Raw genomic sequence first — 25,125 nt, forward strand, 5'->3', positions numbered from 1 at the left:
CCGTCACGCCGCATGGCGCTCGCCGACCCGCTGAAGCGGATACCGATCCAGCAGTCGGGCGAGCACGGTCGGGCCATCGCTTCCGGTCGGGACGAACAGCCGCAGCTTCCAGGAGATGATCTCCGAGATCAGCCCCATCGCCTTCAGCCGGTCGCGCATCGTGTCGGTGAAGCCGTCCAGTTCGATCCGATTCACGCCCATGACACGCACCCGGCGAAGCTGGAGCCGTTCCGCGAGATCGAGGATGGCCTGACCATCCATCAGGGCCGTGAACGCGGCGTCGGGCGCGAGCACCGGGCCATTGTCGTTCGCGCTCGCGGTCGCCGCCCAGGCAGGCGACACACGGCGCCCGACGATCCGCTCGCCATCGTCGGTCTGGAGCCGATAGACGCGCGTGGATTCCTGCGGCAGTCGCTTCCAGATCGGCAGCAAAAGCCCGGCGACAATGTGCATGGTGCTGGTCGCAAACACCGGCACATCGGCAAGTTCCGCCTCCCATGCCCGCTCGAACTCGCCTCGATCGGCTTCGCGCCATTGGGTTTCCGCCATGGTGGCAAGCGGCATCGGCGTCGATTCCATCGGCCGGACGAGCCGGATGCGCGCCTCTATGCTCCCGTCATCAAGTTGCAGACCGCGCGTCGGTACCTGCACCGCAGCACGCCCTGACTGGGCGTTGACCAGCAATCTGGCGCGGCGATCGCGCAGATGGCCGAAGGCTTCGTCGAGCGTCACCGGTCTGTTGCGGTCCTTGCGTTCGATGGTCAGCAATCGCGTCTCCGCTCTCGTGCCCGGATGCGTATAGATGGTGGCGCGATCGACGATCTTGAAGCTTTCGGCCTGGAGCGTCTCCAGTCCCAGCTCATAGGTTCCGCTCGCGATCGCCCCCTCGATGCGGGCGGTCAGCAGATCCTCGAACCGCGTGAACAGGATGTTCTGGAGATCGATGGTGAGCGCGAGCATCCGGTTGAGGAAGGTGGTGATCGGGGGCAGTTCGTCCCGAAGACCGCCCTCGTCGCCGAGCGTCAGGCCGGTCGCGGCCTCGAACTCGCCGAGCGAGCAGCCCTCGACCTTGCCGCTGAAGATCAGCCGGTAGAGCTGGCGCAGTGCATCGCGCGCATACCAGGATTCCAGATTGTCCTCGGGCCGGAACAGCCCCTGGCCGCCGGTCTGGCGCTGGCCGCGCGTGATCGCCCCCAGGGAATCGAGCCGACGCGCGATGGTCGAGATGAAGCGCTTCTGCGCCTTCACATCGGTCGTCACCGGCCTGAACAGCGGCGGCTGCTTCTGATTCGTGCGGTTCGACCGGCCAAAGCCCTGGATCGCATTATCGGCCTTCCAGCCCGCCTCGAGCAGATAATGGACCCGCAGGCGCTGGTTCTTCGCGCCGAGATCGGCGTGATAGCTGCGCCCGGTGCCGCCCGCGTCACTGAAGATCAGGATGCGCTTGGCGTCGCTCTGGAAGGCGTCGGTTTCGGCGATGTTCGCCGAGCCCGGCCGGTTCTCGACCACGAATCGGTCGATCCCGTCCGACCCGCGCCGCTTGACGATGCGCCGCGACCGGCCCGTCACCTCTGCGACCGTGTCGGTGCCGAAGTGGTGGAGCACCTGGTCGAGCGCGGCCGGGACTGGCGCCAGCGAGGCGAGCCGCTCGATCATCCGATCGCGGCGTTCGATCGCCTCGCGCGAAATCACCGGATTGCCGTCCTTGTCGGTGACGGGCCGGGAGGAGAGATTGCCTTCGCTGTCGGTGAACGGCTCATAGAGCTGCACCGGAAAGCTGTGCTCGAGGTACGACAGCACATACTCGCGCGGGGTCACGTCCACGCGAACGTCGTCCCATTCCTCGGTCGGGATGTCGGCGAGGCGGCGTTCCTGCAGGGCTTCACCGGTCGAGACGATCTGGATCACGGCGGCGTGCCCGGCTTCGAGGTCTCGCTCGATGCTGGCGATCATCGCCGGGGTCTGCATCGCGGTGATGAGATGGTTGAAGAAGCGCTGTTTGGCGGACTCGAACGCACTGCGCGCGGCCGACTTCGCCTGGCTGTTGAGGTTGCTGCCGGCGGCGCGCATCGCCGCGTCGAGATTGTTGTGAATGATCTGAAACGCCCCGGCATAGGCGTCGTAGATCGCGATCTGGGGCTCGGTCAGCTGATGCTCGAGCATGTCATATTCGACGCCGTCGAAGCTCAGCGAACGTGCCGAATAGAGCCCGAGCGCCTTGAGATCGCGGGCGAGCACCTCCATCGCCGCGACCCCGCCATTCTCGACCGCGCCGACGAACTCGCCGCGCGTCGCGAACGGAAAATCGTCGCCGCCCCACAGGCCGAGCCGCTGGGCGTAAGCGAGGTTCTGCACGGTGGTTGCGCCGGTCGCGGAGACATAGACGATACGCGCGTCGGGCAGCGCGTGCTGGAGCCGGAGCCCCGCCCGGCCCTGCTGCGACGGCGCCTGGTCGCCGCGTTCGCTCTTGCCGCCGGCGGCATTGGCCATTGCGTGGGATTCGTCAAACACGATTACGCCGTCGAAATCGGAGCCGAGCCAGTCGACGATCTGCTGGACACGGCTCGCCTTCTCAGCCCGTTCCTGCGAGCGCAGCGTCGCATAGGTGACGAACAGAATGCCCTCATCGAGCGTGATCGGCGTGCCCTGCCGGTAGCGTGAGAACGGCGTCAACAGCAGGCGCTCCTGGCCGAGCGCCTCCCAGTCGCGCATCGCGTCCTGGTGCAAAGTCTCCGACCGGCTGACCCAGACCGCGCGGCGACGCCCCTTCAACCAGTTATCGAGGATGATGCCCGCGACCTGGCGGCCCTTGCCCGCGCCGGTGCCGTCGCCCAGCATCCAGCCCCGCCGGAAGCGGACGGCGGTCTCCACATCGTCCGGCGCCGCGGTGACGACGTCCCAGGTCTTGTCGACGGTCCACGCGCCCGCGAGATGCTCGCCATGCGCTTCGCCCGCGAGGATGATGGATTCGAGCTGGGCATCGGAAAGAACGCCGTCACCGACCAGATGCGCCGGGAGCGAGGGCCGGTAGCTCGGCGCTGGCGGCGGCACCGAGGCCATCGACGCCGACTGGACAAGCGGGGTCGGATGCGGCCTGGCGCCGGGGATGCGGATCGACTGGAGCGCATAGGGCTCGTAGATTGCATCGGTCAGATTGCCATGATCCGGCACAGCTTCAACGCACGGCGTATAGGCCAGCTCGACGCCCTCGATCACAGGCGTCGGCGCGATAGGCCGGGCGGTTGCGGCGGGGCGTACCGGGCGAGCAGCCATCGCCTGCACGGCGAGCGGCGCGCTGGGCGGCGGCGTATCGGGCGCGGGCGAGCGCGGCGGGACCTGAGCCAGCACCCAGCCGAGCAGGGTCGCGGTATCGGGCGCAACGCCGGGAGCGTCAGGAAAGTGGCGCGGATCGTCGGCGGGTGTGCGGTCGATCACGGTCAGCCCCGTGTCGATCGTGGTGCCATGCTTGCGATAGACCCGTCCATCGATCGCCGCCGAGAACAGGACGCGGCCGCGTTCCTGGAGCGCGACAAACGCATCGGTGAAGGCGGGATTGTCAGGCGCGCAGGAAGCGCCGGTAATCACCACGAGACGACCGCCGGGCCGCAAGCGCGCCAGCGCCGAGCCGATATGACGTAGCGCCGCATCCTTCATGCGCGCCTCGACATGGGCGATCGCCGAGAAGGGCGGGTTCATCACCACCACGTCCGGCACGGCGGCCGGATCGAGATAGTCGTGAATATGGGCGGCGTCGTGCGCGGTGACGCTGACCTGCGGGAATAGCAGGTCAAGCAGCGCGGCGCGGGTTTCGGCCAGCTCGTTCAGCATCAGGCGCGCGCCTGAGATCTCGGCCTGGATCGCGAGCAGGCCGGTGCCCGCCGAGGGTTCGAGCATCCGCTCGCCGGGCTGGAAGCCAGCGGCGACGCCGGCGACATAGGCGAGGCCCGCGGGTGTCGAGAATTGCTGGAGCGCCTGCGAGGTTTCCGAGCGCCGGGTGTGGGTCGGCATCAGCCCCGCGATCTTCTCGATCAGCGCAAGCCGGGCGTGCGGATCGGCGTATTTGCGGAACAGCGTATTGGCGTATTTACGCAGAAACAGGATCTGCGCGGCCTCGCAGGCGTCATAGGCCATCTTCCAATCCCACAGCCCTTCGGCGTCGGACCCGCCGAACGCTGTTTCCATCGCGCAGCGCAACGCGGGCGCATCGACGGGACGGCCGTTTTCGAGGTGGGGCAGGATGAGCTGCGCGGCGGCAAGCAGCTTCTCGGCGGTGTCGGCGAATTGACGCGCAGCGCCGGACGGCACGGCGGCGAGCGCCGTGGAACGGTTGAAGGTCATCGAGGATGCTCCGGGAGAGGCGGAAGGGTCGAAGCCGGCGGACCCTCTCTCTCAAACCGCCAGGCTCACCCCGTCCCGGCCATCCTCTTCCTCTCCGGTGGTCCGGTGTGGATGCTTGCCGCATCCACCAGCCCCCAGACTGCGGCGTTGCCGTTCTCGCCGAAAAAACCTATAAGTGACCAACTACATGGTCAGGAGCGAGTCATGGATGGAATCAATCTGGCGGACGCCAAAGCTCATTTGAGCGAACTGGTCGATCGCGCTGCTGCTGGCGACACGATCGATATCCTGCGCCGTGGGAAGCCTGTGGCCCGCCTTGAGGCCGCCAAACGGCCGCGCAAGGCGATCGATGCCACCCGGCTGCGCCAACTGACCGATTCCCTGCCGGTCCAAAGCGAAAGCGCGGACAGGTTCACGCGCGCCATGCGCGATGGTGATCGTTACTGATGCTGTATCTCGATACGTCTTTGCTGATCGCGGCGCTGACGAACGAGGCCCGCACGGCGGAGATTCAGGAATGGCTGGCCGGGCAAGACCCGGAGGAACTGATCATCAGCGACTGGGTCGTGACGGAGATGTCATCCGCCTTGTCGATCAAGGTGCGGACAGGCCAGCTCGATTCGGCTCAACGCGCCGAGGTGCTGAGCCAGTTTCAACGGCTTTGCAGCGAAAGCCTGACGATCGTGCCGGTGGCTTCTGCCAATTTTCGGACCGCAGCTTTGTTCTCCGATCAGTTTTCGCTGAATCTGCGTGCCGGTGACGCGCTGCATCTGGCGATCGCGGCGGAGCGGGGTGCAAGGCTTTGCACGCTGGATCGCCGTTTGGCCGAAGGAGGGACCGCGCTCGGCGCGGTGACGTCGCTTCTGTAGAACCTGCCATATGGTCCAACTCTGGACGGCGGACGAAAAAATGGGCGACCCCATGACGGAGCCGCCCAGATAAATCAGACTTCCAGGTGCCGGGCCTCGTCGATTACAAACCCGAAGCGCTCAGCGACATATTCATCGGATGGAACGCGGAAGCGCCGTTCATGACCCTGATCGCGTCGCCCGCCGAGCCGGGCGATGCAATCCGTCATGCCAGGTTTTTCCCTGGATCGGATCGCCGATACGACCACCCAATCGTGCCGGTGCTTCTCGCCAAAGAGTCGCCGGTCATTTTCGACGGATTCACCGGGCGCCAGGAAACGGTCGTGGATCGCCTCCCAACAATTTGGATAATAGTCGCGCAGGGTCTTCTCAGCGTGACGCCGTTCATAGGCCGTGAAGAGATCGGGAAAGCCAGTCGCGACCTTCGCCCATTCTGCATCTTCCTCGTACCAGCCCCCGGCAACCCGCAAGGCCGCGGGCATTCTCGCGTTGCGCGCGCGATCGAGCTTGAAGCCGCCATGGCTCGCCGTGGAATGGAAGACCACCCCATCGGCATAGATCTCACTCGATTGAGATTGGCCCCACGGCGTCGACAGCTTGCCATCGCCACGCTTGCGTTCGAACCGCAGCAATTCCTCCCGGTGCTGGACCAGTTCGGCGATATGGTCATGAAAACCTACTGCATCCGCGACAACGGCGATTGCGCCATGGAAATCATCGCGCCGCCATTGGCTCATAGGCTTGCTGAGCCGCCAGGCGTTCGCAATCCGGAGTCCGCGCGGGCCGGGAATGGCGGCATAGGCGGTGTCGTCGACAAGCGCGGCGAGATCGCCGTCAGCGGTGCGGCCGTAGGTGACCGGGACAGAAGGCGCCGGGTTCATGCCGCCCTCCTGATGGTCGAGACGACGGGCTCATCCTCGACAAGCTGAAGGACGAGGTTGGAGTAGCGGTTCCGGGCCGCCCAGCTTTCGGCATCCGCCATATTGGCGGCAAGATGCCGTAGCTCGTCCTTGCCGTTCCAACGGGTGAGAACCCGCACCATGCCCGGCTGCGGCAATTCGACGACTTCGAAGCGAAGGTCCGTCGTGACCATATAGTGACGACGCACGACAAGGACCGGCGCGATACCGGACATGAAGGTGCCCTCATGGAGCACGAAGCTTGCCGAGCAGGTCCTGCCGCCAAGAGCCGCCGACGGTGACTTCTCCACGAGGCGGCCGGTGCTGTTGCGCGTCTGCCAGTCCCGTAGCTTGCGCGTGTGGCGGGCCGGCGGCTGCGGGGCGCCATCGAAGTAGCGCAGGACGGCCCCGAGTGGCGCCACGGCGTGAACCGCGTCGCCATCGAGAATGATGGTCGTCGCGCCCGCGACAGAGGCGTTGCCAGTTCTTTCGGTCATGTGAGGTCTCCGGGAGAGCAGCGAGGGAGCGAGCCGCCGACCGCTCTCTCTCAAGCCGGCCGGCTCACCCGCTTCCCCGCCACCCTCTCACTCTGGCCGCCGGCCCGGAGACGGAGCCGACGGCAGACCGATCACTCCCGCAGCGACCCGGCGGCTATATCAGCCAGCCATTCCACGGCTTCTTCCACGTCTGCGTCATCCTTTTCGGCAAGACGCGCAAGCGCGACGGCGCCGTTTCGGCCCAATTGGCCGAGGCGCTGAAGAGTAGCGAGCAACAAGGGCGCAAGCGCCTCCGGACTGGCGTTTTCGATGTCGGAAATCTTCACGGGTCAATCTCCATTCTATGAGGGGAAACCCGAGCGCAGAGCGCCCAGGCGATGTTCGCCGGCAGCAACCCGCCGGACTGCACCGTTCAGCGGGCAGCGAGGTTGCGCTTGGCGGCGAGCGAGATCGCTCGCGTTGCGGCCTTGAAGGCGGCTTCTCCCTCTTCATGGGAGAGATCGCTGGCCGCCTTCACATCGAGGGATGCCTGACGGATATCGGCATTGCTCACATCGGCGATCTGGAGACCATCCGGCGCTTCCGTCTCGAAGACCACTTCCACGGTCGCGCGGACATGCTCCTCGCAGAGGCGGAGCAGGACATGCGAGCCGAGACCCGGCTCCACGCCGAGCGGCCCATATTCGGCGATACCGAGCATTTCATCGAGCATGGACTCGGTGCTGCGCGCCATGATGTCGTCGGCCGTGATCAGCACGGCCATGCCGCCGAAACCGTCTGGCCGCATTTTCGTGCAGGTCCAGGCCGAAACGATCGATACATAGGGGAGCGCGGGCGTCCGCCGGACGATGCTCTGGAAAAACACCTCCCAACCGGACACCGAGAGGTCGAGTTGAAGATAGGCGCCTTCTTCGCCGAGTTCGGCAAGCTCCACGCGGACCGCGTTGGCCGCCGCGCTTTCAACGTCTCCGGACAAGGCGAGCGCTGCGCGGACCTCGTCGACGGGATAGGCGGGCATATCGTTGGCGCCCTGTTCGGCATAGAAATAGATGCCGTCTCCTTCGGTGTCGCTGCTGAAGATGCTTGAGAGGATCAGTCGCTCAAGCGGGGTCATCGCGCTCAGCGGGATGGTGGGCTGGACCACCGTGGAACAGAAATAATCAGCCATTTCGGGTCTCCTGAAACGCGAAAGCCCGGCACGCGGCCGGGCTTTCGGGAAAAGGTGGTGAGGGGAGGATCAGGGCGCTGGCGGGCTTTCGATCGCGAAAGGGTCCACCAGCTTGTGGATCGGCTGCGCTCGGCCCATCCAGGGCTGCGGCCGGATGCAGCGAACCCAGTCCGCGAAGCTCGGAATGAAGCCGAGATCTTCAAGGATATGCTGTTCGCCGATCAGTCGCACCGGAACGACCCGCCCGCTTGAGACGGTGATCGTCGCACCGAAAAAGCGTTCGAGCATGAAAATACCCTCGGCATGATGTCGCAGCGCGCGATGGCGGAAATCAGCCGTGATCGCCTTGGACTCGTCGAACCACTGATGCAGCGGCAGATAATCCTCGGCCGAGCCGCCCCATTTCCGCACGGACGAGAGCGCGTGATGATAGCAATGGCCCATCTCCGCCTCCCTACAGCTCGTAGTAATGGTTTTCAGACCGTTCGATCCGATAATTGAAATCGAAAACGATGGTCCCGGCGGCGACGTCGAAGGTGAACTCGCCATAACCGCCTTCATTGTTCTCCCAGCCGCCATGCTTGCTTTCGAGGAGGTCGTAGCACATCGCCTCGATCGCATCCGGGAGCGGGACCGTTACATGGCGGACCTCCTCATCGTGAAATTCACAGCGGGCGATCTCGACAGATGTGTCGGGTAGGTCGGCACTGCTTTCACCGGAACGCGCGTCAATCTCTTCGATTTGACCGCTGTCCCCGCTGCCATCGAACCGCACGGTGACAAGGGTGATGCCAGATCCTGCCAGAACAGACAGGACGGCAGCCTTATTGGCGGGAAAAATCTCGCTCGCTCGTTTATCATATTCCGCCTGGCGCGCCAGGAAGGCGGTCATGTCGAACGTGGGAACAAAAGGCGTATTGCTCATTGTCGATCTCCGAAAATGAAAAAAGCCCGGCGCGTGGCCGGGCTGTGAATGGGATTGAGGTGAGACGTCGGTGCGGGACGGGGCAGCGACTGGTCGACCCGTCCCGCACCAGCATTCAGGCGGCGATAGCGTATTCGTCGTCGCCCTCCTGGTCGTTGGCGGCTTCCTGCTCGGCCAAGGTGTCATCCCCGTCGAGGAAGGTCGGCAGCGCGTCCGCCTCATCCGTCAGCGGCAGCGGCTCCTCGATGACCGGCGTCCGCAGCGGCTCGGGGAGCCAGTCCGCATCGGCCAGCAGGCGTTCGGCCTCGCGGGCCATGTCACCCTTCTTCAGATGGTCGATCAGCCCGGCGGTCTGCGGCCCCTTCGCCTCGGCGACCGCCTCGAGGATACGCGGCTTCGCGACCCGGTTGAGGTAGTTTTCGAAGGTCGGACGCCAGCCTGCGCCGATCATGTCGAGACCCACGGCACGCGCCAGCACATTGGCATGGTCGATACGGCGGGCGACGCCATGCGCCGAGACACGGCCGCCGCCATGCTTCGGGACCGGCTCCCAAAGCGCGTTCACCGAATAGGCCGCGCAATGGGCGAACAGACTGGCCTGTTCGCCGCCGTCGAGTTGCTGGAGCGCGTCCCACACATCCTTGTCGGATTGGGGGAGACGCTCCTTCCAGCGGGTGTGCCGTTCCTGGATGGATGCCGCCGACGGACTGTTCCGCAGGTCCGCGCCCTGGAACGGCATGGAGACGCGGTGGACCGCCAGCTCCATGCAGCTTTCGGTGCGGCCCATGTAGAAGACCGACAGCACCATCGCGTGCAGCACGGCGGCGAAGGCTACCGAAGGCGACTGCGCGAAGGCATCCTGAAGCGCCAGCGTGCGGGCGGCGGTCAGCTCGGCGACGAGACGGTCCGGGAGCGGCTTGATGACCTCACCGTCATCATCGTCATCGTTCGGAGCGGGCCTGGAGGGGGCCGTGCTGGACTCGCGATCGGCCGTTTCGCCGCCGATCTCATCGGACGCGTCATCCGATCCGGCATGGGACGCTTCATCGCCACCTTCGCCGGCATCGTCAGCCTCCAGCTCATCCTCGGCGCGGACATAGCCACGGTCGATATAGAGCGTGCCGTCTTCCTCCAGACCGATGAACACGCCGGCATTGGCGATCTCGGCAGGATCGAACACCCGGTTGCCCTGGGCGAGAACGCCAAGCTCGGCGTCGATGGCGGAGATACGCAGTTCCACGTCCTCCGGAACATCGGGCTTGCCGTCCCACTCGGCCTCAAGCGCATCGGCCTCGGCCCGCAGGGCGACGATCCGCGCTTCCTGCACCTCGGTCAGCGGCTGCACCTGGCTGGCGATGGCGCGGCAGTCCTCGTCATAGCCATAGGGAAGATCGACCAGCGCCTCGACCCACTTCCAGCCTTCGGTCATGACCGTGTCGGCTTCCGAGCGCAGCTTCTCATCGACCAAACGATCGAGCAGCGCGGGATCGGAGAGCCAGCCGCCATCGTCGGGTTCGAACAGGTCGCGGATCGGACCGGCGCCGCCCGCAGCGATATAGGCGTCCAGCCCGATGAAGCGGACGCGCTTGTCCGTCACCTCGACCTTGTCCTCCAGCAGCTTGGACTTGATGAACCAGGGCGACTTGTTGCTGCTGTGCGCGAGTTGCCCCCACAAATCCTCCTGGCGCTGGTGATCGTCGCTGACCGTGAACGCCATGAGCTGATCGAGGGTCATGTCGCCTTCGGCATAGCATTCATGCAGCGTGGGCGAGACCGATGCGAGCTTGAGGCGCTGGCGCACGACGGCGGGGGTGACGCGGAAATGGGCGGCGATCGCTTCCTCCTGCTCGCCCTTGTCGAACAGGGTCTTCATCGCCCGGAACTCGTCGAGCGGGTGGAGCGGCTCGCGTTCGCTGTTTTCGGCGAGCGAATCCTCTTCGGCCAGGACCGGATCATTCGCGGCCTTGACCACGCACGGAACCGGGGCGTCCTTGGCGAGCCGCTTGCGCTTCACGAGGATCGCCAGCGCGCTGTAGCGGCGGCCACCGGCGGGGATTTCGAACATGCCGGTGTCTTCACCAGCCTCGTCGAGCACAGGTCGGACGTTGAGGCCGGTCAGCAGGCCGCGGCGTTCGATATCATTGGCCAGATGCTCGATCGTCACGCCATGCTTCACGCGGCGGACGTTCGATTGCGAGAGGACCAGCCTGTCGAACGGAATGTTCCGGGACTGGTTGAGGGTGATCTTCGATGGGGCTTTCGCCATGACACGTCTCCATGACGGGCGGCCGGAAGACTCTCTCCCAGCCTCCAACCCGTCACGAAAACCAGAGCCTTCCTCTCACTCTATGGTTCGGCCCATGCGGGAGGTGGCATATGGTCCAGCACAGCCCATGCGGATTTCATGATCCGCTGAGATGCGTATCGACGGATTTACGGAACTACGGAGGGGGGGCCGGTGAATCCGGCGACTGGAACCGTCGTCGAAAAACGTCAGCGATATTCCTCGGGCAGATCCTCCGCATTGCCGCGCCAGACAATCTTGTCGCCCTCGTAAATGCGGACGAAGCCGCCGCGCCTGGGTATCTCCACGGGCAGCAATGGCTTCGCCGCGAAGTTCAGGCAGGAAAACTCCGCGACCGTGGCCGAGAAGGCGAGCGGCTTTCCCGGCGCCATGAGCACCCGGTTGCAGGCGCCGCTCGGCCGCTTCACGCGGCGGCGCGAGAGGCCGAGCCTGAAATATTCATAGTCACGCTCCTCCCGCTCCGAAGGCGGCGACCAGTGGCGGCACCAGCGGCAGGTCCGAATGGTCGCCGGGGGATCGTCGTCGAGCGGTGGCCCGTTATTATGTCCCGCGCCGGGCGGCCGCCCGTTCACGGCCAGCTCTCCTCGAGCCAGCCCCGGATCTGCTGGCGCATGATGCCGATCGGGCCATTGATCTCGGTGATACGGGCGTCCGGAGCGATGCAGCGCAGATTGCGGAAGCCGTCGAGGAAGGCCCGCATCAACGCGATGTAGAGATGCCCGCCCGCGAGCGCGACGTCGGTGAATGGCCGCGTGCCGTGGTTGGAAAGCGAGGCGATCTGACAACCGGGCGACTCGCCATAGGTGTCGGGCTTGCGCGCCGATGGCGGACGCGGCCAGCGCCGATTCATTCCGCCCGCGATCATGCGCTGGGCGAGATCCGGGGTTAGCCGGGCGTCATAATCCTCGATAGGCGAGCGGGAATCGAGAAAGCCGTAGCGGGCCGAGAGCACCGCGACCTTGACCCGCATCCGGTCGGGATTGACCGCGCGCACGGTCTGCCACAGCGGGCCATCGTAGCGGTCGATCGCATGGATCCAGCCTGTGTCCCGGCGCTTGGTCGCCGAGCAGGACAGGATCAGCAGCCGGTGGGGTGCGCGCCAACCGCGACCCTCGGTCGGGGCGATCCCGCGCTCGACCAGGCGCACCGTGACCGCAGTTTCCTCAGCGACCCGAGCAAGCCGCTCGATCAGCGCGAGATCGTCGCTGGAGCAGACCCCGCGCACATCGAAGGTGATACCTGGCTTCCCACCCGGATCGACAATCCGGTCGACGAACAGGATGCCCTTGCCGAGATTGCCGCAAAAGAGCAGCGTGTCGGCGTCGCTGGGCACTCCGCCCGCATTGACCTTGCGGCGTCCGATCTGGCGGAACGCTTCCTCGAAGGTGTTGGGGGTTATCGTGGCCCGGGGCTGGACACGGGCATGGAAACGCCAGCCCGGCCGGGTGATGTCGAGCTTGCCCACCTCGATCTGGTGCAGGAAGTCCGCGAAACTATAGGGATCGGCCGGATAGGGACATTCCCGCCAGAGCGCACGGATCGTGCGGCGGCGTTCGGCCGGAATGGCGAACAGGCGAGCGCGCGCCTTGCGCCATACGGCGGCGCGCTCATCCCGGCGGTCCTGCTGCTGGCGCGGCCACCATTCGGCGCGGCGGGCCATTTCCTCGTCGACGCTGTGTTGCCCAGCCGCGACCATGTCGGCGAACAGCGGCAGCGCCTCGCGCTCGCGGCGCTGTTTGGTGAGAAACGCCGCGCGTTTGCGCGACGTTTCTTCCTATTGCGTGGGCCTGGGCCATTTGCGAAAGCGCATGGATCAGCCCTCCCGCTCTAGCCGAGCGATGATGCGCTCGGCTGCGCGGATACCGCCGGCTATGTCGGCGATATCGATCCACACCGAGATCGGCGCCGTCGTCTCGAACAGGATGTCGCGCTCGACGCCGAGCTGAAGCCCGACGTCGAGGCCTTGCAGTTCGGCCAGGCTGAACACGCCATAGTCGACGCAATCCATATCGAGATCGGCGATGCCGTGCAGGGTATCGCCATCGGGTTCGAGCATCGTCGCAAGCCACACGCCCGCGCCCACGGGATTGAAGAATTTCGCGACCGGCAGATGGTCACCACTTGGGTCGGCGGCATTGGCGATGAGCTGCGCGCGCAGCTCGGGGGTCAGAAGGGTCATGCCGCCCTCCGTTCGGTCGGAGCGCTTCGGGCCTCAATGCCGGGAGCATCGCGGAAGGCCAGTAGATAGTCGGCCGCCTTCGATGCGGCGCTCGCGGCACGAACGATCGCGCGATCATCCGCGCGCATGATGTCGAGCCACGCCCCGATATAGTCGGAATGGCGGACAGTGGGTTCGATGCCGAGCGCAGCGCAGACGAAGGCGCCGGCCATCTCGGCGACCAGTTCCTCGCGTCCATATGTCTCCGAGCCGAAGCGGCCGCTCTGGTCCCGGTCGAGGCGCTCTTTGCTGCCCGTCCAGTGACCGAGTTCATGAAAAGCGGTTCGATTCCAGTTTATCGGATCGAAATAGCGCGAGGGTGGCGGGACGCAGACCCGGTCGTTCGCCACGTCATAATATGCCTGATCTCCGCCGATACGGAAATCCGCGCCCGTCGCTTTGATCAGGGTTTCCGCCTCGGGAAGGATCTGATCGGGATCGGGTCGTGGGATCGCGGCGGTATAGGCGTCAGGCAGCCCCTCGCACTGGTCCAGATTGAACACCGTGAAGCGCTTCAGGAACGGTATCGTGCCTGGCGTGCGGCCTTCCTCGGCGGCCTGGCGCCGTTCATCGCCCGGGGTGAAGCGATGGGCATAGACGACAGTGGTGCCGGTCGCGCCTTTGCAGACATTGCCGCCGAGTTCGAGCGCCTGGCGAAAGGTCAGGAAGGCGTTGCTCGAAAATCCCCGCGAGACCACCGCGTGCCAAAGAATGAGAATGTTGATCCCGGAATAGCAGCGGCTGCTCGACGCGTTGTGCGGCATCTGGAGCGGGGCCTTGGCCGAGGCCCAGGGCTGCACCCAGGGCACGCGGCCGGCTTCCAGCTCGGCGATGATCTGGTTGGTGATGTCCTGATAGAGGGTCAGCCGGTCAGGAACTGCTGGCCGGGATTTGAACTTGCGCGCCATCGCGTATCTCCGCGACGGGTCGGTCCCGAGCCTCTCTCGCGACGCTCAACCCGTCACGAAAATCCGGCTTTCCTCTCACTCTCGCGGGGGCGTTGCGGGGGCGGCATGCCCCCGCTCGAAGGGGTAGCGAAAGACCGCGTCGCGGGCTTGCGGTCAGGGGAAGTCTTTCCCCCCAAGCCCTCCCGGCCAAATCCACACCAAGACTATCGATTGCCCCGCACAGAAACGGCGGCATGATGCCGGGATGTGCAACCTCTACTCTCTGGTCAAAGGTCAGGCGGCGATTCGCGAACTCGCCGAGGTGATGGCCGACCACACCTGCAACCTGCCGGCGATGGCCGGGATCTATCCTGATTACCCGGCGCCCATTGTCCGCAACCAGGAATGTGGTCGGGAAATGGTGATGGCGCGATGGGGAATGCCATCGCCGGCCTTCGCGCTCGAAGGCAAATCGGTCGACAAGGGTGTGACCAACATCCGCAATACGAAAAGTCCGCACTGGCGCCGCTGGCTCGGCTCTCAATCACGCTGTCTGGTGCCGTTCACCTCCTTCAGCGAACCAGACCAGTCACCCGGCGGCGACCGCAAGCCGGTCTGGTTCGCGCTGAGCGAGGATCGGCCGCTGGCATTCTTCGCAGGGATCTGGACCCACTGGACCTCGGTACGGAAAAAGGCCGAAGGCGAGATAAGCTGCGATCTGTTCGGTTTCCTGACCACAGAGGCGAACGCTGAGGTAGGGCGCTATCACCCCAAAGCGATGCCGGTGATCCTAACCAAAAAGGAGGAATGGGATAGCTGGCTCAACGCACCCTGGGATGAAGTCGCGGCGTTGCAGCGCCCATTACCCGATCATGCGCTGACTATCGTCGCCAAGGGCGACAAGTCGGACGGAAGCGCAGTATTTCTATGAGCAGGCGATCCAGGCGCAACACCCGAGGCGCAAGACCGAAATTCCCGCCGCGCGACAAGGTGGCGACGCTCCACATCGACACCGATAGCGAGCGTTTCGTGTTCACCACCAAGGACATGATCCAGAATCAATTGCGGCGTGACGGCCCCAAGATCCGGCGATCGTTCGATCTGGTGGCCAAGGACGATATCGCGGCGTGCAGCGCGGTATTCGGACTGGCAGCCGGCCTGTGCGTTCGGCATCTGCCGCGCTTGGACGACAATGGATACAAGGCGACGGTGTCCCGACTGCTGTCGAGTGCGATGAGCACCTATCTAGCGAGCATTGAGGTCGCTCGGCATGGCTATCGGCGCCAATATGGGATGCTTGCCCGGTCATTGATCGAGACGATCGCCACAGTGATCGCGATCGCGATCCGGCCCACGGCTCTGGAAGAGTTCCACGGCGGCACGCTACAATCCACAAAATGCGTCGGATGGGCGAAAGAGGTGCTGGAGCCGCTCGGCATGTATTATGGAATGTTGAGCAATCAGTTCGTTCATATCGGGCCAGCCCATGCCGCGTTCGAACCGTTACTGCGCTACACGCCGGATGATGAAGCCCTCAGCTTCATTGTGAGTTCGATGCGCGGAAATGTGTGGATGCTGTTCCTGACGGCCGAGTTGGTGTTTCACGATGAAATCGAGAATTGCCGCTACTGGAAGCCGATGGGGGAAGGCGTGGCATTCGATCCGTCGCCGGAAGAACGGCAGTGGATGGCCAGTTTTCTGATCACGCCGGATGAGCGAGCATCGGCGTGAACGATAGGTGAAGGTCACGTCGCCAGAAGCACTCTTGCATTGGCGAGAGCCGTTTCAACAAAGCGCGACGTGTACCCGAAGGCAGAAACCGGTTCCGGCTGGTGCGCCTTTCCCGGCGCGATGAGCTTCGTTCCCGCGACGATCTGAAACTGACTCACCTCAATGGGGTCGCCCTCGTGAAAGACGAAAACATCTTCTGTCTCGAAGTGATCCGCCGGGATATCCGCGAAGCTCTGGGCGGCGCTTCCCGGCAGATGCCAACCGATCGCGACCGCGTTCGCCTTCGTTGGCACCAGTTCCCAATGCTTGCCGCTGAGAGAGACTTCCTTGACCACATCAATGTGGACAAGGCCCATCGCGTGCTCGGCGAAGGTTGCGGCGACCAGATCCAGCCATGCTTCGGGCATTCCGCGTTTGCGCATGTCGTTCAGGCGGCTGTCGATCACGGGTTTCACGGCGCCTGCCAAGTTGGAGTCGGTATCGGGCTGAAGCGCCCATGGCCAGGCGATCTGAGGGGAACGTGGCACCCCAGCCTGCCGGGCGGCCGTGGCGATGATGTTGTCGAGCGACTGGAACATGGCGTTCGCAGCCTCGCAGGCGATCGGCTTCAACAGCGGGAACAGTCCGCGATTGAAATGCAGCGAGTAGATGTGACGGCCATCATCGGCCCTGTCCCGGCGAAGCTGCCATGTCCGGTCATTCTCCCCATAGGCGAGCGACCGATACTCAGCGATGTGGTGCTGTGCGCGATCATACCAGGCCTGGGCGTCAGCGAGTTCGTCGGACATTCTTCCCCCTCTCGTTTCCGGCGATAGCGAGAAGACGTTTCTTTCCCGTTGTGCTGAAATCGAATGATCGTGCGCGGCGCGAAGGGTCGCAGGACACGGCGATCAGATTGACTCTCGCGGCAAGGAGGAACAATTAGAGAACATTTGGAACAACGCAGATGTTTTCGACTCGCCGCCCATGCCCGCCAACGCACAGATTTCCGCGCTCCGCGATCAGATCGCCCGCATCGAATCGGGCGGGAAGCGCGCGCGCGGCGTGCTGCCGTTCGGGATCGAGGCGGTGGACCGCAAGGTGCCGGGCGGCGGTCTGGCGCTGGGCGCGCTGCACGAAGTGGCCGGCGGCGGCAACGGCGCCGTCCACGGCGCGGCCGCGGCACTGTTTGCGGCCGGCATTGCCGCGCGCACATCGGGACAGGTGCTGTGGTGCATGACCCGGCGCGATCTCTTCGCCCCGTCGTTGGCGCAGGCGGGCCTCCATCCCGACCGCGTGATCTTCGCCGAGGTCGGCGAGGAAAAGGCGGTGCTGGCCTGCATGGAGGAAGGGCTGCGCCATGGCGGCTTGTCGGCCGTGGTGGGCGAGCTTACCCGCCTGCCGATGGTGGTCTCGCGCCGCTTGCAGCTCTGTGCGGAAGAATCCGGCACGTTCGCGCTCGCCATCCGGCGCTGGCGGCGCATGACCGAAGCGGCCGACTTCGGGCAGCCGACCGCGAGCGTCACTCGCTGGCGCGTTACCGCGCTCCCGTCCGCGCCGTTGCCGGTGCCCGGCGTCAGCCGGGCGCGCTGGCTGGTCGAGCTGATCCGGGCGCGCGCGGGCGACTGCGCGGACTTCGAGCTGGAGGCCTGCGATGACGCGGGCCGTCTCGCTCTTCCTGCCGAGCTGGCCAACGGACCGGCTGATACGGACACTCGGCGCATCGGCGCCGTCGCCTGAGACCCCGCTGGCGCTGGTCGGCCGCGAGGGCCGCAAGCGCCTGATCCTTGCCTTCAATGCCGCCGCGCGGGCGGAAGGGATTATGCCCGGCATGGCGGTCGCCAAGGCGCAGGCGCTGGTGGCGGGCCTCGACGTGCGCGATGCCGATCCGGCGGGCGACGAGGCGGCGCTCGAACGGCTCGCGATCTGGGCGCTCCGGCGTTATTCGCCGATCGTCGCGGCGGACCCGCCCGACGGGCTCCGGCTCGACATGGCCGGCGCCTCGCATCTGCTGGGCGGTGAAGAGGGTTTCGTCGCCGATCTCGCGAAGCGCCTTGCCGACACCGGGATTGCCGCGCGCATCGCGATCGCGCCGACCTATGGCGCCGCGCATGGTCTGGCGCGCTTCAGCCGATCACCCTTAATCATCGTCGAACCGGGCGATCTCGACGCGCAGCTGGCGCCGCTGCCGATCGCGGCCTTGCGGCTCGACGCGGCCACGGTCGATTCGCTGCGCCGTCTCGGCGTCGACACGGTCGGCGAGCTTGCGGCGATGCCGCGCGCGCCGCTGACCCTGCGGTTCGGCCCCGAGGTCGGCCGCCGTCTCGATCAGGCCTACGGCCGGACCGGGGAACCGTTCGAACTGGTCGAAGCGCCCGAACTGATCCGCGTGCGCCGCGCCTTTGCCGAACCGATCGGCGCGCCCGAGACGCTGGCGCGCTATACTGGCAAGCTGGTGGTCCAGCTCTGCGAGGAGCTGGAACGGGAGGGTCTCGGCGCGCGGCGGCTCGACCTGCTGTTTACCCGTGTCGACAATCGCATCGAGGCGATCCGTGCGGGCACTGCCAAGCCGCTGCGCGATGTGAAGCGGATGACCCGGCTGCTTTGCGACAAGATCGAGACCATAGCGCCAGGGTTCGGGATCGAGCTGATGACGCTCACCGCCAGCGTGGCCGAGCCGCTCGACTATCGCAGCACGGTGACCAGCCTGATCGAGCCGGCGGCGCCCGATCTCTCCGATCTGGTCGATACGCTCGCCAATCGCATGGCGCATGGCCGGCTCTATCGCTGCGCGCCGACCCAGAGCGAGGTGCCCGAGCGCAGCGTCGCGCGGATTGAACCGCTTGCCGCGCCGATCGGCGTCTCCTGGCCGAACGACTGGCCGCGTCCGTCGCGCCTGCTCGATCCGCCCGCGCCGGTGGAAGCCATGGCGCTGCTGCCCGATCATCCGCCCGCCAGCTTTACCTGGGGCGGCGTGCGCCGCCGCGTGAAGCGCGCCGACGGTCCCGAACGCATCTTCGGGGAATGGTGGGTGCGCGATGGCGAGCTGTCAGTCGTCCGGGATTATTTCCAGGTCGAGGATGAAGCGGGCGAACGCTTCTGGCTGTTCCGCAGGGGCGATGGCGAAGATCCGAACACTGGCGACCATCGCTGGTATCTGCATGGCATCTTCGCATGAGCGGCTATGCCGAACTCCAATGCGCCTCGCATTTCTCTTTCCTTCGGGGAGCGAGCAGCGCCGAGGAACTGTTCGCCACCGCGGCGGTGCTGGGGATCGAGGCGCTGGCGATCACCGACCGCAATAGCCTCGCCGGGATCGTGCGCGCCCATGTCGCGGCGAAGGAAACGGGGGTGCGGCTCATCGTCGGCTGCCGTCTGATCCTCACCGATGGCACGGACATGCTCGTCTACCCGACCGATCGGCCTGCCTATTCCGGGCTCTGCCGGATGCTGTCGGTCGGCAAGGCCCGCGCCGGCAAGGCGAAGTGCGAATTGCATTGGGACGATCTCGCCGACTGGGGCGAAGGCCTGATCGCCATGCTCGTGCCCGATGCGGCCGACGATGCGACCGCCCTGCGCCTGCGCCGCATCGCATCGCTCTTTCCGGGCCGCTGCTACATGGCGCTGACCCTGCGCCGCCGCCCGCGTGATTTCCTGCGGCTGCACGATCTGGTCAACATGGCGGCGCAGGCGGGCGTGCCGACGGTCGCGACCAATGACGTGCTGTTCCATGCGCCCGACCGCCGGATGCTTCAGGATGTGATGACCTGCATCCGCGAGGGCCGGACGATCGACGATGTCGGGTTCGCCAGGAACCGCCACGCCGACCGCTATCTGAAGCCCCCGGAGGAGATGGCCCGGCTGTTTCGCCTCTGGCCCGAAGCGGTCGCACGCTCGCTCGAACTGGCGAACCGCTGCCGGTTCAGCCTTGATGAACTGGCCTATCAATATCCGCACGAAGTGGTCGACGACGGCCTGACCGCGCAGGCGACATTGGAGAAGCGGACCTGGGCGGGCGCGAGGGAGCGCTTCCCTGAAGGCCTGCCTGAAGATGTCGCGGCGACGCTACGGCACGAGCTGGGCCTGATCGAGAGCCTCGATTATGCGCCTTACTTTCTGACGGTCGATTCGATCGTCCGCTTTGCACGGTCGCAGGGCATTCTCTGCCAGGGGCGCGGCAGCGCGGCTAATAGCGCGGTCTGCTATGTGCTCGGCATCACCTCGATCGATCCCTCGCGCAACAACCTGCTGTTCGAGCGGTTCGTCAGCGAGGAGCGGCGCGAGCCGCCCGACATCGATGTGGATTTCGAGCACCAGCGCCGCGAGGAAGTGATCCAGTGGGTCTATGAGACCTATGGCAGAACCCGCGCCGCCCTCTGTTCGACCGTGATCCGCTACCGCGCCAAGGGCGCGCTGCGCGATGTCGGCAAGGCGATGGGTCTGCCCGAGGACATGATCGCGCTGCTGTCCTCGCAGATCTGGGGCTGGTCGACCGAGGGCGCGGAACCGAAGCACGCCGAGGAGCTGAACCTCAACCTCGACGATCGCCGCCTCCGGCTGACCCTCGATCTTGCCCGCCAGCTCATCGGCACCCCGCGCCATCTGAGCCAGCATCCGGGCGGATTCGTGCTGACCGAGGACCGGCTCGATGAACTGGTCCCGATCGAGCCCGCCGCGATGGAAGACCGCCAGGTGATCGAATGGGACAAGGATGATGTCGATGCGCTCAAGATGATGAAGGTCGATGTGCTGGCGCTGGGGATGCTCTCGGCCATGCGGCGCGGGTTCGACCTGCTGCGCGCGCATAAGGGCATCGATCTCGATCTGGCGTCGATCCCGGCCGAAGATCCGCGCACCTATGCGATGATCCGCAAGGCCGACACACTCGGCACTTTCCAGATCGAGAGCCGGGCGCAAATGGCGATGCTGCCCCGCATCAAGCCTCGGACCTATTATGACCTCGTCATCCAGGTGGCGATCGTGCGGCCCGGACCGATCCAGGGCGACATGGTCCATCCCTATCTGCGGCGACGCGAGGGCCAGGAGAAGGTCGACTTCCCGACGCCCGAACTGGAGAAGGTGCTGGGCAAGACGCTCGGCGTGCCGCTGTTCCAGGAACAGGCGATGCAGGTCGCGATGGTCTGCGCCGGGTTCAGCGCGGCCGAGGCCGACCAGCTGCGCCGCGCGATGGCGACGTTCAAGCATACCGGCGGCGTGGCCCATTTCCGCGAACGGCTGATGAGCGGCATGATCGAGCGCGGCTATACCGAGGAGTTCGCCGAAAAGATCATCGGCCAGCTCGAAGGGTTCGGCAGCTATGGGTTCCCCGAATCCCATGCCGCCAGCTTCGCGCTGATCGCCTATGCCAGCGCCTGGCTCAAATGCTGGCACCCCGATGTCTTCTGCGCCGCGCTGCTCAACAGTCAGCCGATGGGCTTCTATGCACCGGCGCAGATCGTGCGCGATGCACAGCAGCACGGGGTCGAGGTGCGCCCGGTCTGCGTCAATGCCTCGCGCTGGGATTGCACGCTCGAGCCGACAAGCGACCATCGTTTCGCGGTTCGGCTCGGGTTCAACCGGGTCTCCGGCCTCGCCAATGCCCATGCCGCCGCCATCGTCGCGGCCCGTGCCGGGCAGCCGTTCGGCGACATCGATGAGGTCTGGCGCCGCGCGGGCGTGCCGGCGGCCGCGCTGGTGAAGCTGGCCGAAGCCGATGCGTTCCGTCCGGCGTTCGGACAGGCGCGGCGCGAGGCGCTCTGGGCGATCAAGGCGCTGCGCGATGAGCCGTTGCCGCTGTTCGCGGCGAGCGCGAGCGATGATGGGCGCCCGCCCGCTGAGATCGTCGAGGAGGCCGTGCGGCTGAAGGCGATGACCGCGGGCCGCGAGGTGGTCGAGGATTATCGCCATACCGGCTTGACGCTGCGCCAGCATCCGGTGGCGTTCTTACGCACCGACCTGGCTCAGCAGCGGTTCCTCTCCTGCGCGGAGGCCAACAGCCTCCGGGATGGCCGATCGGTTCGCGCCGCCGGGCTAGTGCTGGTCCGCCAGCGGCCCGGTTCGGCGAAGAATGTCACCTTCATCACGATTGAAGACGAGACCGGCATCGCCAATCTCGTGGTCTGGCCGGACCTGTACGAGAAGCAGCGGCGGATTGTCCTGACCTCGGCGATGCTTGGCATACAGGGCCGCGTCCAGCGCGAGGGCGATGTGATCCACCTCATTTGCGCGAAGCTGTTCGATCTGACGCCCTTGCTGTCCGGTCTCAGCGAAATGGGGGATGCCTTTCCGAAGCCCGGTGGGCGCGACGATGGCGCCCGATTTGGCGCAACGGATGACCCACGCGATCGGCCACCGCCCATGGCTGGCTCACGCGGAGCGGATCGCCATGAAGGCACGCTCAGATTGAAGTCTCGAAACTTTCATTGAAGCGCAGCTCGCCCACGGGATCTGCTTATTAGCGACCATGCGTCGATCATGGTCGGCTCGCGGGTCCGATCTGCGTTCCTGATACGCGCGATTCGGCAACGATGCGGAAGGGCGCCGTCCAGTAGGAGAGGCGCTTCCGCAAGAAGCTACAGAAACCACGCAAAACCAAGGAGAATCGGGGGGAGTTGAGCGCCAGGTGCTTCCGTGGCCAGCCGACGCTTCGAATGACCACGATTGCCGATGGCCGATAAGACACTGATATTTGAGGGAAAATTGGCGCACCCGACAGGATGAAAATGAGAACTGGCTGATCATCGTGTGACTTTTGAAAATCATCGACAACGACAGATTTGCACCATCTTGGCCATGAGGGGCAGCCTCACGGCCCCTGAAACCGCTGCTCGCAAAGGTTTCCTTCCTACTCAGTTACGACGTAGACTAAACAAGTTGCACTAGCGGAATGCACTTCTCCCTCGCTACAAACTTGGTGTGACGCTCTTCTGATGGCTGCATGTAGAGGATGTGAAGCGGCAAGCTTTCCCCCGCACAATCGATTTCCTTCTTAAGCTGCGCCAGCAGATCGCCGCCCGGACCGACAATGAGGATATCAATGTCTTGCCCAACACCGTGCAGGGTCGATCCGAACATGTATGCGTCGAAATGCTCCAGCAAGGCGCACTTGCCCAAGAGGTAAGCCGCGATTTCGCTGGCCGTCATCAGGCCTTGCTCAGGCGATCCTTCAACTCGTCCCATTTCATCACCTCGCATCCTAACTCACGCCCAGCTGCGGCGGCTGCGGGCTGCGGCGTGCCGTTAGGATTGATGTTCCACACAATGTCGACAGGGCCAAACCGCGCCCAGAGACTGCGGACCTCGTCGGCCGTCGGCTCATACTCTGCAATCATGCCGATCCGAAAGGTTGCCCCGCTGTGAAGTGTGACGCGGTGGATGCGATCGAACTCGCGATCGATTTTCGCGGTTCGACCATACTGTCGCAAAAGCCTGTCCGAGAATTTATAGACCTTGTGCGGTGCTGAGTTAGCATCGCCCTTTAGCGTGGCTGAAGCTAGCGTGCCGAAGTTCCCCCAGCCCACGTCGTTCTCTTCGAGATACTGGATGGCTCCTCCCTCCCAGACACATTGAGCACGATAGCCGCATAGAAAATCGAGCCCCGCGACGTGCTCCCGGTAGTGAGCCGCCGTCGCCTGATCAATCGTCTCGGCGGTTGTTATCGCGGCCAGCACTTCGGGCCGATCCGGGGTCATAATCTTGATAACGTCCCCGCCGACGTGCTCGGCGGTCGAGCGCCCCTCCCTTGCGAAAGAGGCAAGCGCATATCTGATCTGCCAGTTCACGCGAAAAGGCCTTCCATCGCTTCCGGGAACCGAATGGCGCGGCCGGAAACGCCGCAAACGTGGCGCTCCGACAAGCCCCGCACATGCTCCTGATATTCGGCGAAGGTGCGCCGCTCGTTTTCGGTGGCGAGCCGTAGATTGGCCTCGATGATTGCCAGAGCGCGGTAGTGATTGGGCAGGATCACGCTTCTCATCCGCTGATCCCAGGCTGCTGCGATGCCGGACTCGGGATCATATTCGAAGTCAGACCCATGCCCCGGCGCAAATCTCTCCCAAATGGCCCGGTTTTCAGCCAAAATGCCAGCGACTGCCGCTCGTGCCTGATCCCGATCGTCATAGGCCTTGATGCCTTGTTTGAGCGCCAGATTCGCAAAATGACGTTCCTTCCAATCGAGCAAAAGATGGCGTGGATAGGCTTCAGGGTTCTTGTCGATCTTCGTGTGGCAGGTTGGGCACAGTAAGATTAGATTCTCGAACGCATCGGCATCGAAGGCATCGGCGGGTCGGTCCTCATGTCGTGGCCCGGTATCACCATGCGGAATGACATGCGCCATTTCGGCGATGTGCTTGTCGCCACCCATTTCCGTCGGAAACAGGACGTCGAGACAATCCGGCTTCTGACAGTGTCCCGATGCGTCGGCAAAGAGGCGCAGTCGTGTTGCAGTTGGTATAGCTTTGCGATCTGCCATTCGATCCCCGCTCTTTACTGCCGAAGCCATAGGGCAATGTCTATCGCTCCCAACGTGTCTCGGTAGCAAGATACTCCCATATAACGGTTTTCACCGTTACGGCTTCAGACCAGTCTATAGAATAGCGGTAGCGACCGGGTTCAACTGTAATCCAGCCGCCGACCATGGCTTCCCGGTCGAGCAGTTGGACGGTCATGCGACTGCCGACTTCTGGCCAAACAGCAAATTCTGCGGCGGTACCAACAGTCTCGAATGCGTCGCGCTGTCCGGCACTCAGTTGCGCCAGCGGCACGAATGCGACGTGATCAGGTGCTTCCAGCAGCGGCTCGCCGATCTCGTGATAGGCGTGGCCCCGAGCGTTCTTGACAATCACGCGCCGTACTTTGTCGGGGTCGGGATAGAGGGTGAACGGCTGCAGGTTTTCGAACAGAAAAAGCTGTCCGTCCGGCCCTCTCTTGAGGGATCGGACTACGTGCCGGTTACTCCGTAGAATGGTTGCCGCTTCGGGATTCTTTGTCGGATCGGGATAGAGGCTGCCAGCCATGACCGCGTGAAGCACGCAGAGAAGGTAGTTCTCGTCGGGTGAGAAGCTGGAATTGCAGCCCCGACAAACCATAACCTGTGGCAGATAATCGATTTCGTTGCCCGCGCCGCTGTCATAGGCAGCGCCCCTTTCTCGAAGCGTCTTCGTCAGGAGCGACTTAGTCGGAACATGGTCGCGATTGCTCGCGACGTCGGCAATCACAGTACCACAGTGGATGCACCAGACCTTCAGCCGATCATCAGAGAAATCCTCAATTTCTCGCACCCACCATATCCTTCGCGACTGTCGCCATTAG

General features: G+C 64.6%; 24 protein-coding genes. 7 read left to right on the top strand and 17 right to left on the bottom strand.

The genetic code is table 11. The features are described 5' to 3' along the window. Positions 1 to 3: 3 nt before the first annotated feature. Positions 4 to 4,338, bottom strand: a complete 4,335-nt coding sequence (locus AB433_RS15670) for a strawberry notch family protein (protein ID WP_053059215.1) — start codon at positions 4,336 to 4,338, stop codon at positions 4 to 6. 111 nt (positions 4,339 to 4,449) lie between these two features. Between AB433_RS15670 and AB433_RS15675 the strand changes: the two genes are divergently transcribed. Next, positions 4,450 to 4,785 carry a type II toxin-antitoxin system Phd/YefM family antitoxin gene (locus AB433_RS15675; protein WP_245626686.1) on the top strand — a complete coding sequence of 112 codons (336 nt, stop codon included), beginning with the start codon at positions 4,450 to 4,452 and terminating at the stop codon, positions 4,783 to 4,785. After that, positions 4,785 to 5,207 carry a type II toxin-antitoxin system VapC family toxin gene (locus tag AB433_RS15680; protein WP_047822315.1) on the top strand — a complete coding sequence of 141 codons (423 nt, stop codon included), beginning with the start codon at positions 4,785 to 4,787 and terminating at the stop codon, positions 5,205 to 5,207. Before AB433_RS15675 ends, AB433_RS15680 begins: the two co-directional genes overlap by 1 nt. Positions 5,208 to 5,281: 74 nt before the next feature. Here AB433_RS15680 and AB433_RS15685 read toward each other — a convergent pair whose 3' ends face one another. The 11 genes from AB433_RS15685 to AB433_RS15740 all read right to left on the bottom strand — a co-directional run bounded on the left by AB433_RS15685 (position 5,282) and on the right by AB433_RS15740 (position 14,127). Beyond that, positions 5,282 to 6,088, bottom strand: a complete 807-nt coding sequence (locus tag AB433_RS15685) for a DUF7007 domain-containing protein (RefSeq protein ID WP_047822320.1) — start codon at positions 6,086 to 6,088, stop codon at positions 5,282 to 5,284. Then, positions 6,085 to 6,603 (bottom strand): hypothetical protein, encoded by a 519-nt coding sequence (locus AB433_RS15690; protein WP_053059216.1) that lies wholly within the window; start codon positions 6,601 to 6,603, stop codon positions 6,085 to 6,087. Before AB433_RS15690 ends, AB433_RS15685 begins: the two co-directional genes overlap by 4 nt. A 131-nt stretch (positions 6,604 to 6,734) precedes the next feature. Further along, positions 6,735 to 6,929 carry a hypothetical protein gene (locus AB433_RS15695; protein WP_039577847.1) on the bottom strand — a complete coding sequence of 65 codons (195 nt, stop codon included), beginning with the start codon at positions 6,927 to 6,929 and terminating at the stop codon, positions 6,735 to 6,737. An 86-nt stretch (positions 6,930 to 7,015) separates the two neighbouring features. Beyond that, entirely contained in the window at positions 7,016 to 7,771 is a 756-nt protein-coding gene (locus tag AB433_RS15700) for a hypothetical protein (RefSeq protein WP_047822322.1), read from the bottom strand. A gap of 69 nt (positions 7,772 to 7,840) precedes the next feature. Then, on the bottom strand, positions 7,841 to 8,215 hold the full coding sequence (locus AB433_RS15705; protein WP_047822323.1) for a DUF6915 family protein: 375 nt from the start codon (positions 8,213 to 8,215) through the stop codon (positions 7,841 to 7,843). A 10-nt stretch (positions 8,216 to 8,225) separates the two neighbouring features. Continuing rightward, positions 8,226 to 8,663: a DUF6878 family protein gene (locus tag AB433_RS15710; RefSeq protein WP_218916960.1), complete on the bottom strand. Its 438-nt coding sequence runs from the start codon at positions 8,661 to 8,663 to the stop codon at positions 8,226 to 8,228. Between the two features lie 148 nt (positions 8,664 to 8,811). Then, a complete protein-coding gene (locus AB433_RS15715) occupies positions 8,812 to 10,962 on the bottom strand; it encodes a ParB N-terminal domain-containing protein (RefSeq protein ID WP_047822327.1) in 2,151 nt (716 codons plus the stop codon). Between the two features lie 227 nt (positions 10,963 to 11,189). After that, positions 11,190 to 11,573 (bottom strand): hypothetical protein, encoded by a 384-nt coding sequence (locus AB433_RS15720; RefSeq protein WP_047822329.1) that lies wholly within the window; start codon positions 11,571 to 11,573, stop codon positions 11,190 to 11,192. Next, positions 11,570 to 12,661, bottom strand: coding sequence for a hypothetical protein (locus tag AB433_RS20145; protein ID WP_245626688.1), 1,092 nt, complete (start codon positions 12,659 to 12,661; stop codon positions 11,570 to 11,572). The genes AB433_RS15720 and AB433_RS20145 overlap by 4 nt, the downstream gene beginning before the upstream one ends. 153 nt (positions 12,662 to 12,814) lie before the next feature. Next, positions 12,815 to 13,180 carry a DUF2958 domain-containing protein gene (locus AB433_RS15735; RefSeq protein WP_047822331.1) on the bottom strand — a complete coding sequence of 122 codons (366 nt, stop codon included), beginning with the start codon at positions 13,178 to 13,180 and terminating at the stop codon, positions 12,815 to 12,817. Continuing rightward, complete coding sequence (locus tag AB433_RS15740) at positions 13,177 to 14,127, bottom strand: ArdC family protein (protein ID WP_047822333.1); 951 nt, start codon at positions 14,125 to 14,127, stop codon at positions 13,177 to 13,179. The genes AB433_RS15735 and AB433_RS15740 overlap by 4 nt, the downstream gene beginning before the upstream one ends. A gap of 244 nt (positions 14,128 to 14,371) precedes the next feature. Between AB433_RS15740 and AB433_RS15745 the strand changes: the two genes are divergently transcribed. Together AB433_RS15745 and AB433_RS15750 are read left to right on the top strand one after the other, a co-directional pair. Beyond that, complete coding sequence (locus AB433_RS15745) at positions 14,372 to 15,037, top strand: SOS response-associated peptidase (RefSeq protein WP_047822335.1); 666 nt, start codon at positions 14,372 to 14,374, stop codon at positions 15,035 to 15,037. Between the two features lie 98 nt (positions 15,038 to 15,135). Further along, a complete protein-coding gene (locus AB433_RS15750; RefSeq protein WP_156170855.1) occupies positions 15,136 to 15,837 on the top strand; it encodes a hypothetical protein in 702 nt (233 codons plus the stop codon). A gap of 14 nt (positions 15,838 to 15,851) precedes the next feature. Here the strand turns inward: AB433_RS15750 and AB433_RS15755 are convergent, their stop codons facing one another. Next, positions 15,852 to 16,625, bottom strand: coding sequence for a hypothetical protein (locus AB433_RS15755; RefSeq protein ID WP_047822339.1), 774 nt, complete (start codon positions 16,623 to 16,625; stop codon positions 15,852 to 15,854). Between the two features lie 178 nt (positions 16,626 to 16,803). Here AB433_RS15755 and AB433_RS15760 point away from each other — a divergent pair, with 178 nt between their 5' ends. Genes AB433_RS15760 through AB433_RS15770 form a run of 3 tightly spaced genes read left to right on the top strand, consistent with a single transcriptional unit; the run spans position 16,804 to position 22,242 of the window. Next, positions 16,804 to 17,556: an ImuA family protein gene (locus AB433_RS15760; protein WP_047822341.1), complete on the top strand. Its 753-nt coding sequence runs from the start codon at positions 16,804 to 16,806 to the stop codon at positions 17,554 to 17,556. Further along, positions 17,471 to 18,994 (top strand): Y-family DNA polymerase, encoded by a 1,524-nt coding sequence (locus tag AB433_RS15765; protein WP_047822343.1) that lies wholly within the window; start codon positions 17,471 to 17,473, stop codon positions 18,992 to 18,994. The genes AB433_RS15760 and AB433_RS15765 overlap by 86 nt, the downstream gene beginning before the upstream one ends. Next, the gene (locus AB433_RS15770; RefSeq protein WP_047822345.1) at positions 18,991 to 22,242 is read left to right on the top strand and encodes an error-prone DNA polymerase; all 3,252 of its coding nucleotides are present in this window, start codon (positions 18,991 to 18,993) and stop codon (positions 22,240 to 22,242) included. Before AB433_RS15765 ends, AB433_RS15770 begins: the two co-directional genes overlap by 4 nt. A gap of 438 nt (positions 22,243 to 22,680) precedes the next feature. Here the strand turns inward: AB433_RS15770 and AB433_RS15775 are convergent, their stop codons facing one another. Genes AB433_RS15775 through AB433_RS15790 form a run of 4 tightly spaced genes read right to left on the bottom strand, consistent with a single transcriptional unit; the run spans position 22,681 to position 25,094 of the window. Next, positions 22,681 to 22,959: a nucleotidyltransferase domain-containing protein gene (locus AB433_RS15775; RefSeq protein ID WP_047822347.1), complete on the bottom strand. Its 279-nt coding sequence runs from the start codon at positions 22,957 to 22,959 to the stop codon at positions 22,681 to 22,683. After that, positions 22,959 to 23,597 (bottom strand): hypothetical protein, encoded by a 639-nt coding sequence (locus AB433_RS21080; protein ID WP_047822349.1) that lies wholly within the window; start codon positions 23,595 to 23,597, stop codon positions 22,959 to 22,961. The genes AB433_RS15775 and AB433_RS21080 overlap by 1 nt, the downstream gene beginning before the upstream one ends. Next, on the bottom strand, positions 23,594 to 24,286 hold the full coding sequence (locus tag AB433_RS15785) for an HNH endonuclease (protein ID WP_047822351.1): 693 nt from the start codon (positions 24,284 to 24,286) through the stop codon (positions 23,594 to 23,596). The genes AB433_RS21080 and AB433_RS15785 overlap by 4 nt, the downstream gene beginning before the upstream one ends. Before the next feature lie 40 nt (positions 24,287 to 24,326). Further along, the gene (locus AB433_RS15790) at positions 24,327 to 25,094 is read right to left on the bottom strand and encodes a hypothetical protein (protein ID WP_047822353.1); all 768 of its coding nucleotides are present in this window, start codon (positions 25,092 to 25,094) and stop codon (positions 24,327 to 24,329) included. Positions 25,095 to 25,125: the final 31 nt, after the last annotated feature.

The organism is Croceicoccus naphthovorans (assembly GCF_001028705.1).
Lineage (GTDB): Bacteria > Pseudomonadota > Alphaproteobacteria > Sphingomonadales > Sphingomonadaceae > Croceicoccus > Croceicoccus naphthovorans.